A 26047-nucleotide genomic window follows, 5' to 3' on the forward strand; every position below is an offset into this window, starting at 1 on the left:
ACCGGACCTACTGGCCTGCAAGGACCTACCGGCGCGACGGGAGATACCGGCGCCACTGGAACCACTGGGGATAGTATTACAGGCTCTACCGGACCTACTGGCGCTCAAGGACCGACAGGCGTGACAGGAGATACCGGCGATACGGGGGCCACCGGGGATAGCATCACAGGCTCCACCGGACCTACTGGCCTGCAAGGACCTACCGGCGCAACTGGAACCACTGGGGATAGTATTACAGGCTCTACTGGACCTACTGGCGCTCAAGGACCGACAGGCGTGACAGGAGATACCGGCGATACGGGGGCCACTGGGGATAGCATCACAGGCTCCACCGGACCTACTGGCCTGCAAGGACCTACCGGCGCGACGGGAGATACCGGCGCAACTGGAACCACTGGGGATAGTATTACAGGCTCTACTGGGCCAACCGGCGTTCAAGGACCGACAGGCGTGACAGGGGATACGGGCGCCACTGGAGCCACTGGGGATAGCATTACAGGCTCTACTGGACCTACTGGCGCTCAAGGACCGACAGGCGTGACAGGGGATACGGGCGCGACGGGTGCTACTGGACCTACGGGTACGACTGGCGCCACGGGAACTACCGGCGATACAGGGCCTACCGGCGATATCGTAACTGCTACTGGGTTCTCTGCAAACAGAGCACCTTCATCAGTAACTGCAGATACCCAGTTAGAAGACTGGTCTGTTGCTAGTCCGTTCTATACCTCACCTGACTTTGACCCTGTAGCAGGTGAATATACTGTCCCTGTAACAGGTAGATATTCGATAAAGGCTGTAATAAGCTATTCTACAACGGCGGCAATTACTGTATCATTAGGCGCAGGAATTAACCCGGCAATTGTTGTTCAGCGGACGTCTCCTACTGTCACGGATTTAATAACTGGTTTATTCCCAGTATTAAACGTAAACGTTGCTTTAGTATTAACATTAAGAGCATTACTAGGAAGTGGGCAAGTCACTTTAGAAGGAGACTTAGAATTAAATGCAGGCGATGTAGTTGCTATGTTTTATCAAGCAGATGGTTTAACTATTAACCTAGACCTTGGTGGAACCTCTGATACAGCAACTGTTTGGTCCATTCACAGATTATCATAAAATAATTTTTCGAAAACACCATTTAGCTTTTTCTAAATGGTGTTTTCTATCTTGGTAAATCCTTCAACTTTTCATAAAAACATAGGTTATTGATTGATACGAATTCGTCTAGTCTTTCATATTTTATAGGAGAATAACCTTATGTAGAATTGGAGTAGACATATATGTATATGAATGATCGATACCCAAAATATAAAAATAAAAATTGTGATTGTGCGGCGAATACATACAATTGTATGTATTGTAAACATGCACATCGAAAAAAGCGGCATAATTATTGCAATAAATGTAACCAACAGAAGAACAATTGTAGTTGTGGAAAACAAGATAGTGGAAAAATTATCAATGAGATTTATAATAATGTTAATTAAACTGGATTAACTGGTGCCATAACCTTTTTATACCTGTAACTGCAGCAAAAACATTAAGTATAAATGGATATTTAGGACTCCTGCAGATACGATTCTAACTGCCACTTCACGCCAAATGTCTCATTCTCAGCAGGCGGTCGATTATTAATCTGTGGGTTACAAGAAGTTGTTGGAGCCACGACAGCAGAAAATAATTCCTTTGCCTTTACCGGAGCTCTTTATTTTGAACCAGCCTAAATAATAGAGAGGTAAGTACACCTCTCTTTTTAGGGAACCAATATTAGTTCATCTAATGAGAAGTTAACACCATACATGCTATAATGTACGTATAAAGGATAATAATGGAGTTGACTTGTATGGACCCACTAGATATCATGATGAAGCTTGATCAGATCGTTCCATACTTCGATCCGATTATAAGTGCAGAAAATCAATTAATTATAGGCTATGAAGTAAAACCGTACTTTCAAACAGAAGATAAAGAATTACATAACCTGTGTTGGTTTGCTCAGGATGAATCCATTCCTAGCGAATTCCGTTTAGAGCTTAGTAATGCTGTACTTCATAAAGTACTAGATAAATATATAACTACAAATCAATCTCAATATTTATTTATTCATTATGATGCCAAATTACTTTTAAAAGATAATGGAGACAGTATGATAGCACTGCTGGATGGTTATGTGGAGCAGGGCCTTCTTCTAAATAACATTGTACTGCAGTTTATCGAATCTTTTGTAACAAGCCACATTGATGAGCTAAAACATCTGTTTGCGTATATTCAAACATATGGGATACAAATTGCAATTGATAATGTTGGTCAACAAAATGGCAATTTGGATAAACTAACCATTATCAAACCAAATATTATTAAAGTTGATGTTGCTTTTCTCCAAGATGATGACTTGCCTCAACTATATCAAGATGTGCACCATTTATTGTCCATGCTTTCACGTAAGATTGGGGCAACGTTATTGTTTAAAGGGATAGCTACATTTCAACAATTAAATTATGCTTGGAGAAATGGTGGTCGTTATTATCAAGGAAACTATTTAGTAAAAACGCAGCCTGGTTTTATCGCAGCTGACAACTGTAAGGATAAGGTAAAAAAAGACTTCCATCATTTTATTACATTTGAGCGAAAGAAAATGAAAGCCCAACTTGATTTAACTGAAACAATTAATGAACAACTAAAAACAACTTTAAAGAAAATAAATCCAGATGATCCATATGACGAAACCATTCTTACCATTGCATCCGATTGTAATGATTTTACATTTCGAGTTTATATTTGTAATGAAGCAGGGTTTCAATTATCTTCTAATGCAGAGAAGGATGAAGATGGCAGTTGGTATTTATATGCAGAAGGCAGACAAAAAAACTGGAGTTGGCGACCATATTTCTTTGAAAATATCGTTCGTATGAATATGGAAAAAAAGGGAATCTTGTCCGATTTATATACAGATATTGAAAAAGATGAACGAATCAGAACCTATTCTCACCCTATTTCTGACCATCTATATATTTTCATCGATATCCCATATAATTTTCTTTTTGAACAAGATGGATTATTATGAGAAAGAGGTCTTTCCTATCTGAAAGACCTCTTTCATTATTTATCATTCTTACTGTACCTTTTCGATAAATCTCTTTAAAACATGTACGGATTGTACACAGTCATTTAACTTCGACCATTCTAAGGGATTATGGCTAATTCCGTCCTTACTTTGCACAAAAATCATCGCAATTGGCACATGTCTTCCTATGATCATCGCATCATGGCCTGCTCCACTTGGTAGTCGATAAGGCTTAACACCTACTTCTTCCATACATTCTGCCAATAGCTGTTGCTTTTCTTCTTGAATTGGAATTGGTTTAAATCTGGTTTTTTCTAGATAATGATAAGTAATATGAAAAGATTTTGAAATTTCTTCCGCCAAATCCAATACCTGATTTACTAATGCATCTCTTGTATCTTGATAAATATCCCTTATATCGACATACAACGTCACTTTTCCTGGTATAACATTAACGCCATTAGGCTCAACGAACTGTTTACCTACAGTAGCGACTGCAGAGTCATTTATTTGACGTGGCAATTGATTGACTTCATAGATAAACTTACTAGCTGCAACCAAAGCATCTTTGCGATCATCCATAGGGGTGTTTCCTGCATGACCAGCATCTCCAATAAAGGTAACTTCTAACCAACATGGACCTGCAATTCCAGTCACAATACCACAAGGGATCCCTTGCTTTTCTAAACGCTTGCCCTGCTCTATATGTACTTCAACAAACATTTCAACTTCATTCATATCTCGTTTGGCAGATTGATAACTTGAGATACTTAAATGATTCTGGTTAAGAACTTCTTCGAAACAATATCCTTCCTTATCCGTTAGCTTCTTTTTTTCTTCCAGATTTTGATTACCAATCATTCCTTCACTACCATTCAATCCACCATTAAAACGCGAACCCTCTTCATCAGCAAATACAACCACTTCATAAGATCGAATAGGCTGATAATTTGTATGCTTCCATGCCTCAGCTACTTCTAATGCAGCAAGAACTCCAAGGGTGCCATCAAAGTGTCCACCATTTGGAACACTGTCAACGTGCGAGCCACTCATTATTGCTGGTAATGTAGGATCTTTTCCTTCCCATCTACCAATTAAATTACCGGCCCCATCTCTTCTTACTTGAAGTCCAGCATCACGCATCCATCCAGCTACTCGATTTTGTGCTTGAACCTCTTCTTCCGAGTAACCCACCCGATTGGATCCATCATCTTCTGTACGCCCAATAGTAGCCAATTCATTAATACGTTGAGCTATACGTTCACCAGATATACCACTATGATTTAATTGAACATCGAATTCTTTCAATAAACGATCTTGAATAAAATTCTCCCTTTCCATCGTAAACGCTCCTCTACTATAGCCATCATTTTATAAATAATAGAATAATTGTAATTTGTTCAAAAAGTCAATAAGTCAAACGGACGAAATACGATGGTCAACGTGCACCTCAGTTTTATACAAGAAAAGCTGCCAATCCCTCGACAGCTAACTATCCTTGTATATCTATTTATTCAACCATTCATTTACCAAGTCCTGATTTTCTTCTACCCATTTTCTTGCACCATCAATTGGCTCTTCTGCATCTTTGACATAGGTCATTAATTCTCCAACTGCATCATCATCCATTTTCCAGTTTTTCATCCATTGACTCACTTCTGGAAAATCATCAGCAAAGCCTTGACGGGTCGCATGATGAATTTTTTCGACGCCACCATATACCTCTTTAGGATCGTCTAGATATTTCAGATCATACTGTGAGAAAACACGATGCGGACTCCATAATGGTGCAACAATTGGCTCTTCGTTTTTAATTGCCTGATCAATTTCCGTAATCATAGCAGGTTCAGAGCTAGGAACCAATTCATAATCCAAATTATAGTCTTTAATTAGTTCCTCCGTAACTTCCATGGTTCCAGCACCAGGATCAAAACCTGTTATTTCCCCTTCAAACATTTCTTTATTTTTATTCAGATCCTCAATACTATTAATATCTTCTAAGTATGTTGGAACGACAAGACCAACTTTAGCGTTGTCATACCAAGTTTCTTCCGAAAAGAATACCTCATCTTTATACTGCTGCAAATATGCCTGATCTTGAACTGGTAACCATACTTCTAAATTGATATCCAATTCATCTTCCGCCAAAGCTTTCATAATGGTACCCATATCAAGCAAGTTCAAATTCACTTTATATCCTTGATCTTCTAAGATGACCTTCCACATATTAGATACGGCGATATTCTCAGCCCAATTTATTTGAGCCATTTCAATGGTACCTTTATCTTCAGAGGTATCTTCGTTTGAGTTCTCAGAATTTGAATTTGTACTATCTCCACATGCTGCTAATACTACAACGATTGCTAATCCTATAACTAGAAGTTTACTTTTAATGAAACGCATAAATAGTCTAATCCTCTCCCCATTACGTATTTTTATCTTCTGGATCTTTCGGCAGAAACTCATATATTTCCTCAGATCGAATACTCGCAACTAAACGTTCAAGCCATCGGTAATACACTTTTGATTGATCAAGCAGCTCATAGATCTTTCGTGCTTCATCAACTAACTCTGACGACACATTTTCATCTTCAAATATCTGATCAAGTTCAAATTCAGCTTGCTTTATAGCTTCCATATTCATTTTTGCTTCACGGTCCCACATTTGACAGAAATAGGACATAAAGGAATGAAAGAAATCTTTTTCAGCTGCATATGTGTGCTTTCTAGAACCGCGTTGGAACTTTTTCTTCACCATCTCGTTTTCTTGAAGTTTGCGTACACTAGTACTCATACTTGGCTTGCTCATTCCAAGTTCCTCCCGCATTTCATCGAGATTCATTTGGTCTTTGAAATACATGGTTGCATATAACTTTCCTGCTGCTGGTGTTACACCATAGACATCCATTGTTTCAGCAATGGTTTCAATGACATATCCCTTGGCCTCTTCCAGCTTCTCCCTAGCCATGTCATCATTTGAAGCTGCCATTCATCTTCACCTCCTACTTTTAATAAATTTAATATATTAAATATTTTTTTTACAAACTTAATGTTAACGTATCCTCAATATATGTCAACTATTTATATTACAAATCCGACGCCGTATGCACTACAAAAGCGGGGCTTACTTATTCAAATAAAAAAATCTAACAAATATGAAAAACATAAAGTAGATCCTATACTATACGAACCTTACTATTCCCTTAAATGAACAACTAAGGTTTCATTTTGACATCTATTGCTCCCCATGTTACATTTAATTTGTTCAAAACGTTAAATAATTATTTAACAAAATTAACGGATGAAGGAGGTTTTTTCCCTTTGGACTTCAAAAAAAATTATATTAATGGTGAATGGGTAGCTTCCCATTCAAATGCCACGAGAGACATCATTAATCCTTTTAATCAAGAAATCATTGCTACCGTTACGGAAAGTGATGAAACTGACACAAAGGCAGCGATTAATGCAGCGAGGGAAGCGTTTGATTCTGGGAAATGGGCTGCAACCCCTGCAACAGAACGGGGACATATTGTTCATATCATTGCAGAATTAATTGAAAGAGACAAAGAAGAATTAGCTAAGCTGGAATCCCTCGACACTGGAAAAACCGTTGAGGAGAGCCGCGGCGATATGGAAGATATTGCTGGAGTCTTTCGTTATTATGCTCAACTTGCAGATAAAAACGGAGGAGAAATCATTGACTCTCCTATACCAAATACGATAAGTAAAGTGGTACATGAGCCCGTTGGCGTTTGTGGGCAAATCACGCCATGGAATTATCCACTATTACAAGCATCTTGGAAACTAGCACCAGCATTAGTCGCAGGAAATACACTTATTATGAAACCAAGTGAAATCACACCATTAACTACAGTGAAAGTATTCGAATTAATGGAAGAAGCTGGAGTTCCATCTGGGGTCATTAATTTAATTCTTGGACCAGGCGAATCCGTTGGTGCGGAGTTATCTGCTAATGAGGAAGTAGACCTTATATCATTTACTGGTGGCATTGCTACTGGGAAAAAGATTATGCAAGCAGCAAGTGCGAATGTAAAAAACATAGCACTGGAACTGGGTGGAAAGAATCCAAATATTATCTTTGCAGATGCTGACTTTGATACTGCAGTTGATCAAGCATTAAATGCGGTGTACTTTCACGCCGGGCAAATTTGTTCTGCGGGAACAAGACTAATTGTTGAAGAAACCATTCATGACAAGTTTATTGAGAAGCTAGTTCAACGGGTCGAAAACATTAAATTAGGTAGCGGTTTTGATAAGAATACGCAAATGGGTCCATTAATTTCTGAAGAACATTTAAATAAAGTAATTCATTATGTGGAAACGGGAAAGCAAGAAGGTGCTACTGTGGCAGTAGGTGGAAAACGTCCGAATAACCCAGCACTGCAACAAGGTTTTTTCTATCTTCCAACTGTACTTACAAATTGTACAACGGAGATGCATGTGGTTCAGGAAGAAGGATTTGGGCCTGTTATTACAGTAGAAACTTTCCAAACCGAAGCAGAAGCTATTACTCTAGCAAATGATTCTATTTATGGTCTATCTGGCGGAGTTTGGACGAATGATATTGCCAAAGCAGAACGATGTGTTGCTAAAATGCGGATGGGGACAGTTTGGATTAACGAATTCAACCTTTATTTCCCACATGCACCTTGGGGCGGATTTAAACAATCTGGAATCGGACGTGAACTTGGAAAAGCTGGATTAGAAGAATATCAAGAAACGAAACATATTTTTCAAAATTTAAAACCTGAAGCAATGAATTGGTTCTAATCTTTAAGGAGGAATATAATAATGAGTTTAAATATGAAAATCGAACATATGCATAATTTCCATACATTTGAAATTCCTACAGCAATTAAGCATGGGATCGGGGCAATCAAACATATTGGTGAAGAAGTAAAAAATCTTGGTGTAACCAAAGCACTTCTAGTAACAGACCCTGGAATCTATAAAGCAGGAGTAACTCAACCAGTAGAGAAGCATCTAAAGGAAGCTGGAATTGAAGTTGTCGTTTTTAATAAAGTAGAACCAAACCCACCTGTACGCCTAATAGCTGAAGGATCAAAAGTATTTAAAGATGAAGGATGTAATGGCTTAGTCGCTGTTGGTGGAGGAAGCTCTATGGATACTGCGAAAGGTATTGGTGTAGAAGCAACTCATGAAGGTAGTGTGCTAGATTACGAAGCGGCGGAAGGGAAAAAACCATTAGAAAATCGTATCCCACCTTTGACCACCATTCCAACAACTGCTGGAACAGGATCAGAAGTTACTCAATGGGCAGTAATTACCGATGAAGAACGCGAGTTTAAATTCAATACAGGCGGGCCATTAATCGCTGCACATCTCACTATCCTTGATCCAGAATTACATGTATCCATGCCTCCACATGTAACAGCAATGACAGGAATTGATGCATTGGCTCATGCAATCGAATGCTATACTATGCATTTTGCTCAACCAGTAACAGATGCGGTTGCATTAATGGCCGTGGAATACGTAGGTAAATATATCCGCCGTGCATATGCAGATGGTGGAGATTTAGAAGCACGCTATGGTATGGCACAAGCTGCAATGCTAGCTGGACTTTCCTATGGAAGTGAATCTGCTGGAGCAGCACATGCAATGTCACAAACGTTAGGTGGCATTATTCCAGTTGCACATGGACAATGTGTTGCAACAATGATGGGACCAGTAATGGAATATAACTGGAAAGGGCACCCAGATAAATTCGCTCGTATTGCTCAAGCGCTTGGAGTGGATACATTCCATATGACAACCGAAGAGGCTGCTAAAGCAGCTGTTAATGAAATGTATCGCTTAGCTGAAGATTTAGATATCCCTTCTCTTGAAGAACAGGGAGTAGCTCCTGATATGATTGACCGCTTATCTAAAGAAGCAATGAAAGATCCACAAACAGTTGGGAATCCGCGTGATTTAACTGAAAAAGATTACAAATGGATTTATAAACGCTGCTTTGGATTAACACCTAAAACTGTATAATGGATAAAAAAAGCAACCAGAATGGTTAATCTACTACCTGGTTGCTTTTCTCTGTTTTACAGCTATTTGGTAATACCAAGGGAGTACAAGATATGCTAAAAGATAAATCAAGCATCATTCCGATCAAACTTGAACAGTCCAAGCAAAATATCAGATCGTAACAAAAATATTTACACTTTCTCTTATCGGCAAACGTGTTGGTATGAATATTACGAAGAAATGAAAACAGTTACCCCTATTCCAACAATTGTTTTCATAGAATAGCTTTTTAGGAGAAGGGCATTCGCCCTTTTACAGTTCCTTAAGACAGAAAAAGTATCTTCTTCACCTTGTTCACCCTGGCTAGATGGAAGGCAATCTGCTTCATCTCTGACAGGCAGCTATTATCACCGCATGTTCTCGAACTTTTATGGGCTAATGGAGAAAACTAGGAGTACGTAAGATTTTCTTATTTTACATACTGTATTCTTGCCTTAATAAGGAATACACCCGAATATCCTGTTGTTTTCCTTTACTAAATAAGCGCTTCCGCAGCGTACCTTCGAATTGGAACCCATTTTTTGTTAAGACTCTTTGGGAGGCAATATTCGCATTAAAACATCTAGCTTGAACCCGTTCTAAGTCCATCTCCTCAAATCCAAATCGAATAACTTCTCTTGCAGCCTCGGTTATGATGCCTCTTCCCCAATAATGATTGGATAGAACGAATGCTATTTCCGCTGTGTTATTCTCTTGTTCCCAAAATACATATTCGATCGTACCTAAAAACGTATTTGTTGATTGTAGTTCAATTGCCCAAGGTGCTAACCTGCAATTTGTGTATTGATCTAGAACATAATCAATAAATAGCTTTGTATCTTCTACACGTTTGTGCGTATCAAATGGTAAATACTTTGTCACCTCATCCAAGGAAGTGTAAGCAAACATAGCTGGAAGGTCTGCTAAGGTTATTTTACGAAGTTTTAAGCGTGGGGTATGGAGGATGGGCTGTTTCATTTCAAATTCTTGATAATTCACCTGATACCTCCTCTCTTAGGATGCTTAAAAACATCTTCTTTTATTGACTTATCCCCTCAGGTAAAACATCATTTCATTAACTAAGATATTTGTCTCTATGCTTGATTTATTACAAAAATAGCGAGAATTACCAATGTCTTGTAACCCTCGCTTCTTTGATTAGCTCATCTTCTTCAATGAACCGGCTGCTTTGGCACGTATTCGAGTTGCATTTCCTGGTAGATAGGCAAGTGGCACATCTTCTATGTCTACAATCACTAGGTCTCCTGGATCTCCTCCAGCTATCTTTGCTTCTTCAAATGCCATCTGTTTTGCACGTTCCATTGTTTTTTCCCTACCTAACTCATCTAACATAAATATTTTTTCAATCTGTCCACTGACTTGTGAAATAGCTGAACCTATCGCATTGGCAACTCCAAAATTCGCTGGTTTAATGACTTCAGAGGCCCCTTTAAGCACTTCAGGTAACAAAATACTTCCTCCACCTACAAGAACTACTGGTATTGGGTCTGCGCTTGTTTTCATTTTATCAAGCGCTTCTTCTACCATGGAAACCATCTTCTCATAAATAGCTTGCAGTAGATCTTTGCTCAAATGATTGACTTTACATGCATCCCCTATATTGGCTCTCCCCAAAGCGACGATGACATCGGTAGCTGTAAGTGTATCCCCTCCAAAAATTAGTGCTTTTTCCGAAAGTTTATATCCTACACTGTCTGGTCCGATTTGAAAGGAGCCATCCTCAAAAACTTGAATAATGGTTCCTCCACCAAGACCGACAGACAATATATCTGGCATACGGAAGTTTGTCCGAACACCGCCAATTTCGACAGCAAGTGATGATTGGCGAGGAAAAGCATTACTTAACACACCTATATCTGTCGTAGTACCACCTACATCTATAACTACCGCGTCTGATTTATTTGTTAAAAAGGCCGCTCCTCGCAAACTATTTGTTGGTCCACAGGCAATGGTAAGAATGGGGTATCGAACGGTATATTCAACAGACATTAATGTACCATCATTTTGCCCAAAGAAAACCTTAGCATCGATATTCTCTTGTTTTAATGCATCAATAAAACCATTTGCAGTTTCCTTTGCAACATTCACTACGGCAGCATTTAAAATCGTTGCATTCTCTCTTTCTAAAAGGCCTACATTACCAATTTCACTTGATAGCGATAGTTCCAACTCATCACCAAGCACTTCGTGTAAAATTTCTGCCGTTCGCTGTTCATGTGCATTTGACACAGGAGAGAAAACAGATGTTATCGCGATTGAATCTACTTTCCCTTTTACGTTGTTTGCAATTCGATAGATTTCTTCTTCATCAAGACGAGCGATTTCCCGACCATCAAATTCATGGCCGCCCTCGACAATGTACATATACTTCCCTAATATTTCTTGTAAGTCTTCTGGAACTCCCATTAATGGCTTAATTGCTAATGTCGCTGGAGCGCCAATCCGAATAACTGCGATTTGATTTAGCCTTTTCCTTTCAACGATTGCGTTTGTACAATGGGTTGTACCTAACATCGCATAGTTTATTTGTTCTAAAGGAACATTAGCATTCATAACTACCTCTTTTAGAGCATGATAGATTCCCTTACTCACATCTGTTGTAGTAGGCGCTTTTGTTTCAGCAATTACTTGATAGAATTCATCTAACATCACTGCGTCTGTATGTGTCCCGCCTACATCAATGCCAATACGATAACTTCTCATCTTCATTCCTCCTCCATACACATTAATTTTTCTACTGGAGTGTAATCTAGATCATATCCAAAATATCTAGGGCCTGTCGTTTCTATCCCTTTTTCAGTCCTCCATTTCCTATCACACGGTAATCCGATAACGACGCAGCGAGATCCATATCGTAACCCTTCTGTCGTAATTGGTAGCCCAGTATCTGAATCAAGAACAGCGATTAAATCAGGAGTCATACATAATACGTTATCTTTGGTTTCAGCTAATAAATGTTCATTTTGAAATTTTAAATACAATTGCTGGTCTTGATAATTATCTGTTCCTTCTATAGTTGCCATACCACGTGCAAATCCAGATTCTGTTTTACGATCAATATCAATTACCTTTCCTTGAAATAGTTGAAAACCGTTCGTAATTGATAATATTTCAGCAATGGGGTCATAATCGAATTGTTTTGCCTCTCGAATGGTTCTTCCAATTCGCTCTTCCAACTGCAATATTTGATGAATTGCGCTCTGTTTTACTTGTTTTCCCTCCATCGGATATATCGACAACATAACAGAACCACCCATCTCAACCGTTGCCGAGCGGGCTATTCTCTCCGCCCAAACATTGTTAACCGTTTGAAGTAATGAGCTGTTACCTTTTTCATCTGCCAATACCATCGGAGTAGCAGATATTCCCTCTAAAAAGAATGTTACCATTTGTAGTTCCGGAAAAGCACGACCCATCCCATCTGCGTCAATGACTGGCAACCCCAACTCTGCAGCTAAAGCAAATGGTAATAATGAATTCACACCCCCTGCTTCTATTGGCATTGTTGCAAAGACATTTTTTCCAAGATAAGCTTGCAAAGACTCAAAAGCTCCGACTGCTTCTTTCCCACTAGGTACCTTTTCAATCATGACGGTTGGTGCCCCCATCATAGCAGAAGGAACTACTAATGCATCATCAGGCACTTCTTCCACTGACAATAACTGAATTGGCCCTTTTTCCTCAATTGCCTGTAGAGCCATTAACTTTCCAATATAAGGATCTCCTCCACCACCTGTTCCTAATAAGGCCGCTCCAACAGCTATATCTTCTATTTCTTGTTTACCAATGTATCTCATTCTATTGTTCCTCCTTCAACTTTCAACAATGTATTTGGATCCTCTTTCGTATTCTTAAAAAGCCTTCCTAATATAAGTTGTAGTAGAAAAGCAATTAAAAAGGCATCCAAACCTGGTGCTCCTGTTAAAGACAAAAGACCAAAACCAGTCGGTGCGGGGGTAGTCATAAAAGCAAAAAAAGAGGAGATGAACCATACACCCATACCTACAATCTCGATATTTTTGGTCTTATTTAGTTTTTTATAATCGTATTTATTTCGATGAATCATATAATCAGCAACGTATATCCCTCCAATAGGTGGAATGAAGGCACTTAAAAAATTTAAAAATGGGATGAAATTATCATAAATACCAAATACAGCCATTGCTGTCCCAATCGTTCCTGCTCCGATTGTCAATATTGATTTAGGAATGTTCGGAAAAATCACCGCAAACCCAAGTGCCGAAGAATATAAATTATTATCATTCGTTGTCCATTGCGCTAAAATTAATACAAGTAACGCAGCGGTACCCCAGCCAAGCCCGAGCATAATTTCTACAATATCTACTTGCGCCGTCGCTTTGGCTAGTGTAATCGCAATAATCAGCACAATACTAAATCCCATAAAATAACCGATAAAAGACGAAATAATGGCATCCTTTGTAGATCGAGCATATCTCGAGATATCTGGACCAATGATTGCTCCTATCGCAAGCGAACCAATAATTAATGAAACTGCAGCACCAAAAGTTATGGCTTCTCCTTCAATAGGGGCCAATGACATTCCTGAGAATGTTTTTTCACTCATGACTCGGATTAACGAAAAAGTTAGTAATAATCCTAACAGAGGTACTGCTAGTAAACTTAGCTTCTCAATTGCCTTGTAACCAATGAATGCCGTCGTTGTCATAAGTAACCCACCAATAAGGACAAGAAATAGTGGGGAAATACTTATATTTAATCCATTCTGAAGAACATGATGTAGGCTTGCACCAAATAGGTCAAGTTGTACACCGAACCACCCAAATAAGGAAATCGCAATAATCACTGAAACTGCATAGGATCCATAATTACCCAATGCAAATTTAGATACTAAGGGGGTAGATATTCCTGTTCTTGCACCTACGACACAGCAGAGCGCACTTATAACAGCTAAAATAAACGATCCAAGAAATGATGCAAGGATTGCCTGGCCAAATGGCATCCCTGCCCCTAGCGTTCCTCCTAAAACAATTGCTGATAAGGCAACTATTCCCCCCATCCACACAATCGATAGCTTCACCCATCCCTTTCGTTTACTTTCGGGTACTGGTTCTAGCTCATAATCTTCGACTAATTCAAAACGTTCACTCATGATATCCCCCCTGCTTACATTTTATTCTTATGCGTATGTTTCCTTTAACTCTGCAAACAATGTATGAAGCATCTGATCCGCAAGACGAACTTGTTCCTCAAAACCTTCTCCTTCATATAGTTTAATTCCCCAAAAAACCCCATTACCAATAAGGACAAACTGTTTTATTACTCGATCTACTTCCTTAGATGACATCAATGGATAACTACTTTTTAATGCATTTTCTAACGATTCAACTAACCAATCATTATAACGCTGCATATGATCATGTAAATCCTTTTTTATTTCTGTGATAGGTGATGTGACAAGGGAGATATACGCAGTTGTTCCTTGTTCATCTCCTTTGTGGTGAGCAACAATTCCATGGAGCATGGCAGAAAAAATTTGCTCTACCGACTTGTCTTGATATCGATGTCGTATCCGTTGCATTTCGTTAAAATGATTTTCCAATAATTGATGGAACGCTGCTATAAACAGTGTTTCCTTATTTTCATAAAAGAAATAAATGGAAGCTGGCTTTATTCCCACTTCGGAAGCAATTTTTCTCATTGTAGCTCCATGGTACCCATGTAAAGCATACTGGCGTAAAGCAGCGTCTATTAATTTTTTCTCCACTATATCACCACCTAACAATCGTTAGGTAGATTATAAGAGTCTATCGAAAAGAAGTCAATAAATTTTTATATAATTCAATCTAGTAAAATTTTTGTTATAATGAAGTCTTAAGAAAAATCGCTCAAGGAAAGGAGAATGATAATGGGCCCCTCTTACTTATTCAAAACGGAGCGTCTAGGTTTTCGAAGTTGGCAAGCATCTGACAGGGAGCCATTCGCAGCCATGAATGCAGATCCTGAAGTCATGCGGTATTTTCCAACACCACTATCCAAAGAAAGGTCAGATTGGTTAATTAAGCGATTTGAAAAGCATATGGATGATAAAGGTTACGGAATTTATGCAGTGGACCGGTTAGAAGATCAACAATTTATCGGTTTTATCGGCTTAGCTACCATAAATATGAATGTCGAATTCAAACATGAGGTTGAAATTGGTTGGAGGTTAGATAAAACGTATTGGAAAAAAGGCTATGCAGTCGAGGGAGCAACAGCTTGCTTACAGCATGCCTTCGATGACTTTCATCTATCAACTATTTACTCCTTTACAGCAAAAATAAACAAGCCGTCTGAAAAAGTAATGGAGCGCATCGGTATGGAAAAAATAAAGGAATTCCAACATCCGAATATAGAAGCTGGTAACCCTTTAAAACAACATATCTTATACAAAATAAGTAAAACCCCTAGCTAACCAAAGGCAACCGGGGGTTTTACTCATCATTTATTTTGCTTCTGTCCAAATATTCGATGCAGCGTCGGCTTTTGTTAGCCACGACACAAAAATAAGTGTGAGGGTAGACAATGGTAAACCAATAAATACCGGATGAATACCAAAGGGATGACCAGCTAGCTGCCAAACAACTGCAAGGCACAATCCGATCCACATTGCTGAAATACCCGCCGTTTGGGTCGCACCTTTCCAAAACAATCCAATTACGGCAGGTGCTAATAATCCAGAGACGAGCATTGCTGTACCAATTACCCACAGAACAACGAGCTGTGGCATGTATAACGCAAGGAATAATGCAATAATTGATACAAAAATGACTGAGTAACGACTATACTTAAGCATCTTTTGCTCAGATGCATGGTTCATACAGGGTTTGATGATATCATTAATTATTGAAGAGGAAGCAGCCATGAAGAAGGAATCCGCACATGAAATAATCGTTGCCATGAGAGCAATAATCATAATTGCTACAAGCGGGAATTGAAAAACGGCGCCTATCGATTCATAATATACTAGGGAAGGAGCAATGGTAGTCATTTGCAGCCCATATTTTGTAAGTACCCCTATCACAATAACCATGACACCGATGAGAAAAGCAAGCATAATGGAAATCCAATAGCCATACATTGCTGTTTTGTAATCTTTCGCTGCCCAAAATCGCTGCCATAAATCTTGTCTTACAAATTGATAACCACCTATTGTAAAGAGATATACAAGTACTTCACTAACAGATATGTTCATCACGCTCAAACTTGCTGATTCCCCCATTTCTATCGCATTTGCGGCAATCCCCTCCCAGTCTCCAGAAACCCAAAGAATGACGATAAAAAGCACAACAATTCCTATCGTCTGAATCGTACCGTGTACAGCATCTTGCCAAACGACAGACTTTAATCCCCCAAAATAAGTCTTTGCAGTTAATAATAGCCAACTAATAATAATTCCAACGGTCATACTTAAACCAAGAGTTAAATTTAGAATGGTGGCTATTGCCACAAATTGCATTCCTGTAATCGCACAGTATGCAAGCAAAACACTAATTACAGTTGGAATCCTTGCCCCTTCTCCATATCGTAGTGCCGTAAAATCGCCCAACGTCACCATATGATGTTTTTCCCCTATTTGCCGAATTTTCTTCACTAAAAAAGAAGCCGTAATAATCCCAGTTATTAAAATACCCGCATTTAGCCAATGTTGCCCCATACCAAGGCGATATCCATTTTCCATAAACCCTAGCAAAATAGAACCACCAATCGCTGTACCAACAAAGGTTAAAACGATTGGAAACATCGAAACAGATCTGCCTGCTACATTATAATCTTCATAGGTTTTGATTTTTCGCTGGTTTATATATAAAGAAAACACAAATAAAAGACAGAAGTATACAACTACAATAATTGACAACATGAAACGTTCCTGTTCAGTAAACATATATATCATCCCTTCACGGTTTCTGATTCCTTACTGAAAACAGCTTGTCCACCGATAAATGTCTGCTCTACCTCAATATTTAATAATTGTTCTGGTGATATTTCATATGGGTCATGTGAAAGTATAATCATATCTGCATGTGCGGATGGTTGTAACGCACCAATCAGATCTTCCTCCCATGAACTGTATGCTGCATCTGTCGTATAAGCTCTTAATGCTTCATCTAAAGATATATTTTGTATTTCATCCAAAACCTGACCAGTTATTGATTTTCTAGTAATAGCCGCATATATGCCAGTAAAAGGATTCCCTCCAGTTACAGGAAGATCCGAGTTCCCAGGAGCAATAATTCCATAGTCCCTGAATAAACGATGTGGATAGACTCGATTCATCCGTTCTTTCCCTAAGTTAGTCAAATAACTATCCCCAATATGATAAAGAAAACCAATAGAGGAAGCAGCAATTAATTCAAGCTGTTTCATACGCTCTAACTGGTTCTCTGTCGGAAGCGCGCAATGTTCAATACGATTACGCATTCTTTGAATTGGTAAATGTTTAGCTGCTATTTCAAATGCCTTTAAAGCTACCTCTATTGCACGTTCACCTATTCCATGAACCGCAACTCGTAACCCTGCCTCTAATGATTGTTTAAATAGGGGAGCTATTTCATCCACGTCATTATAGAGGATGCCTAATTTTTCATCCTTTTCATATGGTTGTGCAACAGCTGCTGTTCGCCCGCCAACACTACCATCTAGCATGTATTTCACCCCCTGTATCCGAAGCATGTTATTTCCAAAACCACTCCGTATACCAAGCGCCACTACTTCCTCTAATAAACCTTTCCAACCATTTTGGTCGATCGCCCAAATCCATGGGCGGACTCTTACCTTTAATTGTTTCTTCGATAACATTTGCTGATAAAGAGCTAATTCTAAGTTTTGTGTCGCCATATCATGAACGGTAGTAATCCCCCATTTTACAAAATCTTGCTGAGCAAGCTTCATCCCCTTCTCCATTTCTTCCAAGTCATACTCAGGAGCAGCCACCATTCCTTGCGCCTTTTCTTGCAGCAGTCCGGTAGGTTCAGCAGTTTCATCGTCACGTTCTATATGTCCACCTACAGGTTGGTTTGTTTCCTTTGTTATATCACTTATAGCCAATGCCAATGAATTAACGACTACCATATGGTTACATGTTCGTTTTAGCACAACAGGATGGTTAGGAGCAGCTTGATCCAGTTCCCAACGAGTTGGAATTCTCCCTTCCTTCAGTTTGCTATCATCCCACCCCCACCCACGAATCCATTCACCTTTAGGGATTCGTGCAGCCAATTCCTTTATTTTTTGTAAAATAGCATGAATTGTCGGTGCAGATTCTGGTCTACAATCTATCTCTAATAAATTTAATCCATAATGAGTCGGATGCATATGACTTTCGATAAAACCCGGCATCACGGTTTTTCCTGAAACGTCTCTTATCTCCGTTTCTTTACTCTTCCAGCTTAACGCATCTTTTGTCTTACCAACATAGGTAATCAAACCATCTTTCACGGCTACTGCCTCTGCCCTTGGTTTTTTTTCATCCATTGTTATGACGTTTCCATTAATAATAATTAGATCTGCTTGCATGTTATAACCCTCCTTGTGAATATCGGTCGTTAAAACTAAGAAACCAGTAATACAAGCAGGCAGAAAGAACCATCAGTACCTGTTCATATTACTGGTTTAAACCTAAGTATTGCTCTACTTTCTCGTAGAGTCATTTAGATTTAGCAGCTTCTTAATTAATATTAGAAAATTTAATTTATATTTAAATTTAGCATAATTAGAATTTTTAGTCAATAATTGTTCGCTTAACAAGACATAAAAATAAAGCTGTCGAGAGACGTTCGCACGTTCTTCGACAGCCTTATGATATGGATTAATCCAATCGCCAATTAATCTCTTCTTGTCCATTCTGCTTTAGAATCTCATTCGTTTTAGAAAACGGTTTGCTCCCAAAAAACCCACGATAGGCAGAGAGCGGGCTTGGATGTGCAGATTGGATGATATAATGTTTTGAAGTATCAATTAAGGATCGCTTTTTCTTCGCTGCTGCCCCCCATAAAATATAAACAACAGGGCTTTGTTTCCTATTTAACGATTTTATTACTTGATCGGTGAATTGCTCCCAGCCCATACCTTGATGAGAATGAGCCTCTCCCCTTCGCACAGTTAATACATTATTTAACAATAGTACTCCTTGCTTCGCCCATGAGATTAATGAACCGTGATTGGGGACTGGATTCCCTGTATCATTTTCCATTTCTTTAAAAATATTCTTCAATGATGGCGGTAATGCTACGCCTTTTTGAACAGAGAAGCTTAATCCATGTGCCTGATTCGGACCATGGTAAGGATCTTGCCCTAAAATGACTACCTTTACATTTTCAAATGAAGTGTAATGTAAAGCATTAAATATATGATTCATATCTGGGTATACGGTTTTCGATGCATACTCCTGTTTCAAAAATTCTCTTAGCTGTAGGTAATACGGTTTCCCAAATTCCTCATATAACACAGGCTCCCAATCATTTGCTAGTATTTGTTTTGCCATTTCAACCCTTCCTTGTTGCATCATGTTTTGGTCTTTATTCTATCATCGATTCGTTATTTACCGATACACCTTAAAAGTAACCTGTACGTAACCAACGCACAAAAAGTGCGTGCTCACAGTACCATTTAAACTATAAATAGTTACAGGTTTTCTTATAAGAGAGAGGAGGTTGGTTAATGAGTAAGAAAATTGCTGAATCATACAAGGCTGGAATTACATGCAGAGGTCACCATTGGATCATTGGACGAAATCCACCTCGGTGAGGGGTCTCACAAATGCTTATTAACAATGGACCTATCATTAGTCCACTACATAATCATTGACTATTTAAACCCATCTATCTATAGATTCACTTTCAATTAGTTGAGCTTCTCCTGCCTTTTTGCAAAAAAGGAAGCTGAATCTATGCGATTTTTAAAGCATTCTCAAACAACTCGGATAAGCAGAAAGCGCTTATCCGAGTAGACCTTCGGACACATGCTGTTCCTGTAGCAACCTCAACGATTTCCACTGCTTCCATAGCGTTACATCGTTATACAAATAGGCAAGAAACTGAATTTCCCCCGGGATATTTCGGTTTAAATCGAAATTTGTTTAGCTGCAGTCCCTTTTATTACGGATGATAAATAATATTATCTATTAATCGCGCCTTTTCAAATTGTACAGCTACTGCCACAATCACTTGCTGGTTGATTTGCTCTATGGTTTTTAATTCTGGGTAGCTTAATAACTCCACATAATCGATCTTTGCAGAAGTATGCTGTTGCAATAAAGCGCGAACTTTTTCTACAATAACAGCTGGATGACGCTCCTCGTTTTCCATTAAAGATTTAGCTTCTTGTAAAGCGTGAATTATTGCTGGTGCTTCTGCTCTTTCTTGTTCTGTTAAGTATACATTCCTACTGCTCATTGCTAGTCCATTGTCTTCTCTCGCAGTAGGTACTCGTATTAATTCAATTGGAAAATTATATTGCTGGATTAACACATCTACCACAGCTATTTGTTGGGCATCCTTTAAACCAAAATAAGCCCGATTTGGCTGAACGATATGAAATAACTTTGCTAGTACAGTAACTACCCCATCAAAATGGCCAGGTCTCGACTTGCCACATAATACATCAACACGATCCACCATGACCATGTTTAATTGTGGTTTCGTTGGATACATTTCCTCAACAGTCGGTATAAAAAGGAGATCTACTCCATATGATTCGGCTAATTGAATATCTCGTTTCTCATCTCGTGGATACCGGCCAAAGTCTTCATTTTCACCGAATTGCAAAGGATTTACAAAGATACTAACTGCGACAATGTCATTTTCTTTTTTTGCCTCTTCTATTAATTGAAGATGCCCTTTATGAAAATACCCCATCGTAGGAGCAAAACCAATCGACCGTTTATTTTCTTTGTGCATCAGCGTCTCTTTTTGCATTTCCGCAATAGAACGAATAATTTTCATTATCCCTTCCACCTCCTCTATCCCAAATACCTTTCTAGTATACCATTTTCCTTTGCCTATAGAGAACACGAAAAACCCAGCCTCGTTTAATCAGAGAAGCTGGGGTCAGACGAACGCATCTTATGCTCTTGAGTTCATTTGGTTTCCATGTAGAACTATTTAGTAATAATCTGGCACTCTACTAGAAAAAACTGGTACTTCTTTGCGAATATCGACAACTTTATCTAACTTCAATGTTGCACGAATAATTTCTTCCTTTGTACGACTCCCCTTAATGATCACTTCTCCCCAAGGATCGATCACCATTGATGTACCTGCAAAATCTACATGATTATAGTTACCTACCACATTACTAGAGATAATATACATCTGGTTCTCAATCGCGCGAGCCTGTTGCAGTATTTCCCAGTGATCGCGTCTCGCCGCTGGCCATTCTGCAACAATATGCACAACTTGGGCACCTTCTAATGCAAGCTTTCTCAATAATTCTGGGAAACGTAAATCATAACAAATAATAATGCCCATTTTCACACCATCTAAATGAAAAACGGTTGCCTTGTTTTTTCCCCCCGTTAAATATAAGTGTTCATCTAACATAGGAACTAAATGCAACTTATCATATTGATGGATGACATCCCCATTACGATCAATGACTACACTGGAATTATAGATTTCATTATCCTTTTGATTAGCAAATGATCCGCCAACGATATTGATATGGTAAGTTGAAGCCATATCTTGTAGAAAAGCAATTGTTGGTTCCCCATTATCATCTGCTAGATTTTCAAGATCATCGAATGCATAAGCGGTTGTCCACATTTCTGGTAAAACAATTGTATCTGGTTTTTCCTCATTTACTGTTTGTTTTATCCAACCAGCAACTTTCTTTCTATTTTCCTTTGGGTTTCCAAACACAATCTCCATTTGGTAAATACAGTATTTCATCTACTCCCTCCTTTTTCTTTCGAAGTAATCTTTCGTATCTTCACATTTATCAGCATCAACTTACATTCTATTTTTTCCTATTTATATATCCATAATATAGTATACGTTAATATATTTAAAATTTTTAAAGCAGACTACTAATTACCCGCCATAAAAAATATAAATGGAGTTCAACAATAATACGCCATTTATATTTCAAAGCCCCTTATGACAATGGGTGATATTGACCAGATATTGCATCAACGATAAAGTCTGCAGCCTTTCTGTCTTTGCTATTAACAATCCAGTATGGTCTGTAAAAAAACTGATTCTGTTTCAGCTTTAATTCTGAAAGGCTTAACATTCTCATTTTTAAAGCAATGGCATGGTAAATAAATGATTCCGATTTCGTTTGGCAGTCTTCCAGCGATTGTTTCAACGGGAGCTGAACATGATACGGTAGTTCAACATGAGTAAGCTTTGGCTTACAATCAATTAAAGAACCCTTCCCACTAATTCCGTCAATTGTACAACCCACTTCCTCCTTTACTGGTAAGAACAAACGTTTCGCTTGTACTGTATAATTAAAATAGTAATAGGGATAGTATACAAGCCGATTCACTAAGAACTGGTTATTTGAATCTAATTGATATAGGCTGGTTTCAATTTCCTTTTCTGTAAATCGTACTGCTTGAGCCAACATTGTATTGTCCATAGTCTACCTCTCCATTTTTGCATTGGCAGGAAGAGCTATATTAGTGACTTTTTCCTTATTTCTTATGAACTTCGTAATATTCTGAGCCTCTGTCGCTAGCCCTTCGTGTATTCCTTTTTCCAAATTTTTAGGAATATCTCGATTTAATTTCGCCAATTCAAAAGCTTCAAGTACTGGAGAAGAAGGCGGAGTCTTCCCAAATAAATTCCCTAATAACATAGCCATTACTGATAGGATCAAGCCAGCTAAAAAGGGATGAACACCAGTAATACCCTGTAAAGAAAACAATTCCCAAAATATATTTGTTACCGATCCTCCTATCATTGCACATAATACACCTACCTTGTTCGCTTTACGTGAATAAACAGACGCAATATATGGAACCAGAAAAGTATTCCCTAATACACCAAACGCAAAGACAACAAGTGTAAAAACAGTAGGAGGTTGATACGTAGCTACAATAATTCCAATTACTCCGCCAATTAAAATACATAATCTCGAAACCAATAACACCTGTTTTTGACTAGCACGCTTATTTATAAACCGATGATATACATCACGTGATAGGGTTGTACCCGCTTGCATTAATAAAGAATCACAGGTAGACATAATAGCAGCCATAATGGCTGATAATAAAATAGCTGATAGAACCCCTGGAAAAAACGTATAAACAAGTTCTGGAATAACCATTTCTGGATCTGAAATGGTAGGCATAATCACAATTGCTGATAGACCTAAAATATATGGAGTAAATGTAAATAACTGATTAAATCCAGCAGACCATAATACAGCTTGCTTTGCAGTATTTGGTTTTTCCATTGACATATGTCGCACGACAACATGAGGCAGCCCCATATACCCAATCGCATAAATTAATACTGCTCCAATAATAACTCCCCACTGTCCATAATAAATAAGATCTTTACCCCAAATACTGAGATAACTGGGATCAATCGATCGAAGGGATTCATTCAATCCTGTAAGACCACCAACTTCCGGAAGAACCATAATCCCTATTGCTGTAACCCCGATAAACATAATAACTCCTTGAATAAAACCACTAACCGCTACAGCAAGGTATCCTCCTGCTACGGTATAAGTAATAATGATACCTACTCCAATAATAAGTGCCCATTCATAAGAAAAACCAGACATTGCCTCTAAGGCCTTACCTGCTGCAATAAATTGAGCGAACGCATAGGAAAATAGAAACACAATAGCAATTACTGCTCCAACAACACGAATAGCTACACTTTCAAACCGATTCTCTAAATATTCAATTGGTGATAGCGAACCCAAAAGTTGCGACAGACGCCTCATTCGTTTTCCTAGCACAGAAATATTTACAATCGAACCACCTGCATCTCCAATGGCATACCATAAAGCATGCCAACCCTCCTGAAACGCTTGAGCAGGACCGCCCATAAACATAAACCCGCTCATCGATGTACTTTGCATACTGATTGCAGTAACGGGAGCTCCTAGTTTTCTATCTCCTAATAAGTAATGATCTGGCGATGTCGAAGCTCTTCTCGTAAAGTATAAGCCAATTCCGAGCATCGATAGTAAGTAAATAAAGAAGATAATTATATCCAAATTCATTTAGCATCATCCCCTTTTTCCACATTTCTTTGAGCTTCATGTTTTTCTTCACGGCCGAATTTAATAAACATGAATATCCCTAGTGCTATCCAAATCAGCGGCCAAGGAAGCATAAGCAATGCTGTTTCTACAGGTAAGCCAAACATAAACTTCCTCCTTATTCTAACTTGTCCTTTTATAAATTTTCTTGCATTGTTAAATTGTATAGTAGAAAAGAAAAATAAATGATTTACAAAATGTTAAAAATAACTTCACCTGCGTTAACAGTTTGTAGAACAGAAGGCGCAAGCGTCTGTTATAAAGGAAAGCCGGCTAAATTAGACTGTCCTGCCTAAGAACCTGTTTTATGTTAAAAAAATCATCCGAATGGATTTGAGTGAAATCGTTCGGATGATTAAAGGAATAAGCCTTCGTCTCTTCATGTTATTTTCTCAATACAGAATAAATAAATTTCATTTCGTTCTGGATCTGCTTTTTCACCGGTTCAATATCACACCGCTGCAGCAGATCTTGTAAGTAAGCAATATCCCGTTTAAAATAAAATGATTCATGATATTGTCTCATAATCACCACCTCTCTTTTGTTATATGAGAGGTATTCCCGGCACCATTGTAAATAAACGGTTTATTTATATTGGAATTAGGATATAAGTGCTTTAAAATTAGGCATTTATTATACACAGAAAGTTGAATTTTACGTAACATAAAACTGTATCACTATAACACTTTACTTCAGCTCACTGCCCTCCTTGATTAGGAGGGCCTTTTATTTTATATACCTATGGTCTGGTTCTTGTGGTTCAATCCATAATTTATGAAACTTCCTTTTTACCATATAGGATGAATTTTAGATATATCCACTATCAATCGGTTTCCAATTTGCCAAATGATACCGTATGAAGTTAGCTGAATAAATTTTTTCTAACACGTTCCCGTTATATACATAAGTACTTACTCTTGAAAGGATACCTGCAAAAAAACGGTGACTTCGCAAAAGCAATCACTTTTATACGAAAACATCGCTTTAACTAGTTTATGTTTTTTTCTTTGGTACATGCTCGAATATTTCACCACTTGCAAAGAATTCCGTAACTCGTTGGATCCAATCATAGTAATCCATCCACTCTCTAATTTCATGAAGAAGTTCATTAATTGCTTGTTCATCTTCTTCTGCTACATCTGATTCCAGCTGTAGTGTATCTAATTTTTGAATTAATCGTTGTTCGAAATTCCGGCTGCGATTGATCGCTTTTTGCCATGTAAATATAAATAGAGAAATGAATGTCTGATAATAGTCTTCTTCTACTTGATATAAATCTTTGCGGACACCTTTCTTAAAAACACGCTCAGCAATGTTCATATCAATCATTTCTCTAACTACCTGACTCATTCTGGTTTTGCTCATGCCCGTCTCAGCAGATAATTCATCTAAAGTCATCGGTTCTCTATTCATATAAATGATACCAAGTACGCGCCCAACACTTGTTGATACCCCGAAGGCATTCATATTATCCGTTATCTTTTCAATAAATTGTGTCTTAACATTTTCAATTTGTTCTCTATTATTCATTAAATAAATCTCCTTATTGGCATGTTCTTTGAACTTTACCACATTGTAGCTAAAAACCAAAATGACGAAAGCAGCATATTGTTTATATAATTGCCAAAGGAAAGGAATAACAGAATAAGAGCTTTAACCATTACATGATTCCTTTAGATT

Annotated in this window: 22 protein-coding genes and 1 pseudogene; 5 read left to right on the forward strand and 18 right to left on the reverse strand. The window is 38.3% G+C overall.

Going from position 1 to position 26047, the window contains the following annotated elements; all coding sequences use genetic code 11:
- Together M948_RS40975 and M948_RS40980 are read left to right on the forward strand one after the other, a co-directional pair.
- Nucleotides 1–1119, forward strand: a pseudogene (locus tag M948_RS40975) (collagen-like protein); the annotation flags it as partial.
- Between the two features lie 727 nt (nt 1120–1846).
- Entirely contained in the window at nt 1847–3067 is a 1221-nt protein-coding gene (locus M948_RS40980; RefSeq protein WP_021292440.1) for an EAL domain-containing protein, read from the forward strand.
- A 48-nt stretch (nt 3068–3115) separates the two neighbouring features.
- On the opposite strand, the gene M948_RS40985 is transcribed toward M948_RS40980, so the two are convergent.
- The 3 genes from M948_RS40985 to M948_RS40995 all read right to left on the reverse strand — a co-directional run bounded on the left by M948_RS40985 (nt 3116) and on the right by M948_RS40995 (nt 6056).
- Nucleotides 3116–4408, reverse strand: a complete 1293-nt coding sequence (locus M948_RS40985; protein WP_021292441.1) for a M20 family metallo-hydrolase — start codon at nt 4406–4408, stop codon at nt 3116–3118.
- A 165-nt stretch (nt 4409–4573) separates the two neighbouring features.
- Nucleotides 4574–5470 (reverse strand): glycine betaine ABC transporter substrate-binding protein, encoded by an 897-nt coding sequence (locus tag M948_RS40990; RefSeq protein ID WP_021292442.1) that lies wholly within the window; start codon nt 5468–5470, stop codon nt 4574–4576.
- Between the two features lie 22 nt (nt 5471–5492).
- A complete protein-coding gene (locus M948_RS40995) occupies nt 5493–6056 on the reverse strand; it encodes a choline uptake/conversion transcriptional regulator CudC (RefSeq protein WP_021292443.1) in 564 nt (187 codons plus the stop codon).
- Between the two features lie 332 nt (nt 6057–6388).
- Here M948_RS40995 and betB point away from each other — a divergent pair, with 332 nt between their 5' ends.
- The gene (gene betB / locus M948_RS41000) at nt 6389–7858 is read left to right on the forward strand and encodes a betaine-aldehyde dehydrogenase (protein WP_021292444.1); all 1470 of its coding nucleotides are present in this window, start codon (nt 6389–6391) and stop codon (nt 7856–7858) included.
- 21 nt (nt 7859–7879) lie between these two features.
- The gene (locus tag M948_RS41005) at nt 7880–9088 is read left to right on the forward strand and encodes an iron-containing alcohol dehydrogenase (protein WP_021292445.1); all 1209 of its coding nucleotides are present in this window, start codon (nt 7880–7882) and stop codon (nt 9086–9088) included.
- 453 nt (nt 9089–9541) lie between these two features.
- Here M948_RS41005 and M948_RS41010 read toward each other — a convergent pair whose 3' ends face one another.
- The 5 genes from M948_RS41010 to M948_RS41030 form a co-directional block, all read right to left on the reverse strand.
- Nucleotides 9542–10105, reverse strand: coding sequence for a GNAT family N-acetyltransferase (locus tag M948_RS41010; protein ID WP_021292446.1), 564 nt, complete (start codon nt 10103–10105; stop codon nt 9542–9544).
- Nucleotides 10106–10264: 159 nt separating this feature from the next.
- Nucleotides 10265–11830 (reverse strand): hydantoinase/oxoprolinase family protein, encoded by a 1566-nt coding sequence (locus M948_RS41015; protein ID WP_021292447.1) that lies wholly within the window; start codon nt 11828–11830, stop codon nt 10265–10267.
- Nucleotides 11831–11832: 2 nt separating this feature from the next.
- The gene (locus M948_RS41020; protein ID WP_021292448.1) at nt 11833–12924 is read right to left on the reverse strand and encodes a DUF917 domain-containing protein; all 1092 of its coding nucleotides are present in this window, start codon (nt 12922–12924) and stop codon (nt 11833–11835) included.
- Entirely contained in the window at nt 12921–14258 is a 1338-nt protein-coding gene (locus tag M948_RS41025) for a purine-cytosine permease family protein (protein ID WP_021292449.1), read from the reverse strand. The genes M948_RS41020 and M948_RS41025 overlap by 4 nt, the downstream gene beginning before the upstream one ends.
- A gap of 27 nt (nt 14259–14285) precedes the next feature.
- Nucleotides 14286–14873 (reverse strand): TetR/AcrR family transcriptional regulator, encoded by a 588-nt coding sequence (locus M948_RS41030; protein WP_021292450.1) that lies wholly within the window; start codon nt 14871–14873, stop codon nt 14286–14288.
- A 141-nt stretch (nt 14874–15014) separates the two neighbouring features.
- Between M948_RS41030 and M948_RS41035 the strand changes: the two genes are divergently transcribed.
- Nucleotides 15015–15560 (forward strand): GNAT family N-acetyltransferase, encoded by a 546-nt coding sequence (locus M948_RS41035; RefSeq protein WP_021292451.1) that lies wholly within the window; start codon nt 15015–15017, stop codon nt 15558–15560.
- Between the two features lie 30 nt (nt 15561–15590).
- On the opposite strand, the gene M948_RS41040 is transcribed toward M948_RS41035, so the two are convergent.
- From M948_RS41040 to M948_RS41075, 10 genes are all read right to left on the reverse strand, one after another.
- On the reverse strand, nt 15591–17030 hold the full coding sequence (locus M948_RS41040) for a sodium:solute symporter family protein (RefSeq protein WP_021292452.1): 1440 nt from the start codon (nt 17028–17030) through the stop codon (nt 15591–15593).
- A 5-nt stretch (nt 17031–17035) separates the two neighbouring features.
- On the reverse strand, nt 17036–18661 hold the full coding sequence (locus tag M948_RS41045) for an amidohydrolase (RefSeq protein ID WP_021292453.1): 1626 nt from the start codon (nt 18659–18661) through the stop codon (nt 17036–17038).
- A 292-nt stretch (nt 18662–18953) separates the two neighbouring features.
- Nucleotides 18954–19628, reverse strand: coding sequence for a uracil-DNA glycosylase (locus M948_RS41050; protein ID WP_021292454.1), 675 nt, complete (start codon nt 19626–19628; stop codon nt 18954–18956).
- Between the two features lie 613 nt (nt 19629–20241).
- Entirely contained in the window at nt 20242–21087 is an 846-nt protein-coding gene (gene panC, locus M948_RS41055; RefSeq protein WP_021292455.1) for a pantoate--beta-alanine ligase, read from the reverse strand.
- Nucleotides 21088–21246: 159 nt separating this feature from the next.
- The gene (locus M948_RS41060; protein ID WP_021292456.1) at nt 21247–22032 is read right to left on the reverse strand and encodes a carbon-nitrogen family hydrolase; all 786 of its coding nucleotides are present in this window, start codon (nt 22030–22032) and stop codon (nt 21247–21249) included.
- 205 nt (nt 22033–22237) lie between these two features.
- Nucleotides 22238–22726, reverse strand: a complete 489-nt coding sequence (locus M948_RS41065) for a hypothetical protein (protein ID WP_021292457.1) — start codon at nt 22724–22726, stop codon at nt 22238–22240.
- Nucleotides 22727–22729: 3 nt separating this feature from the next.
- Nucleotides 22730–24328, reverse strand: a complete 1599-nt coding sequence (locus tag M948_RS41070; RefSeq protein ID WP_021292458.1) for a sodium/proline symporter — start codon at nt 24326–24328, stop codon at nt 22730–22732.
- A complete protein-coding gene (locus tag M948_RS43515; RefSeq protein ID WP_021292459.1) occupies nt 24325–24474 on the reverse strand; it encodes a hypothetical protein in 150 nt (49 codons plus the stop codon). The genes M948_RS41070 and M948_RS43515 overlap by 4 nt, the downstream gene beginning before the upstream one ends.
- Before the next feature lie 277 nt (nt 24475–24751).
- Nucleotides 24752–24892 carry a hypothetical protein gene (locus tag M948_RS43355; RefSeq protein WP_021292460.1) on the reverse strand — a complete coding sequence of 47 codons (141 nt, stop codon included), beginning with the start codon at nt 24890–24892 and terminating at the stop codon, nt 24752–24754.
- Between the two features lie 468 nt (nt 24893–25360).
- On the reverse strand, nt 25361–25897 hold the full coding sequence (locus M948_RS41075) for a GbsR/MarR family transcriptional regulator (protein WP_021292461.1): 537 nt from the start codon (nt 25895–25897) through the stop codon (nt 25361–25363).
- Nucleotides 25898–26047 lie beyond the last annotated feature (150 nt).

This window comes from Virgibacillus sp. CM-4, from assembly GCF_000445495.1.
In the GTDB taxonomy this organism is placed as follows: domain Bacteria; phylum Bacillota; class Bacilli; order Bacillales; family Amphibacillaceae; genus Virgibacillus; species Virgibacillus salexigens.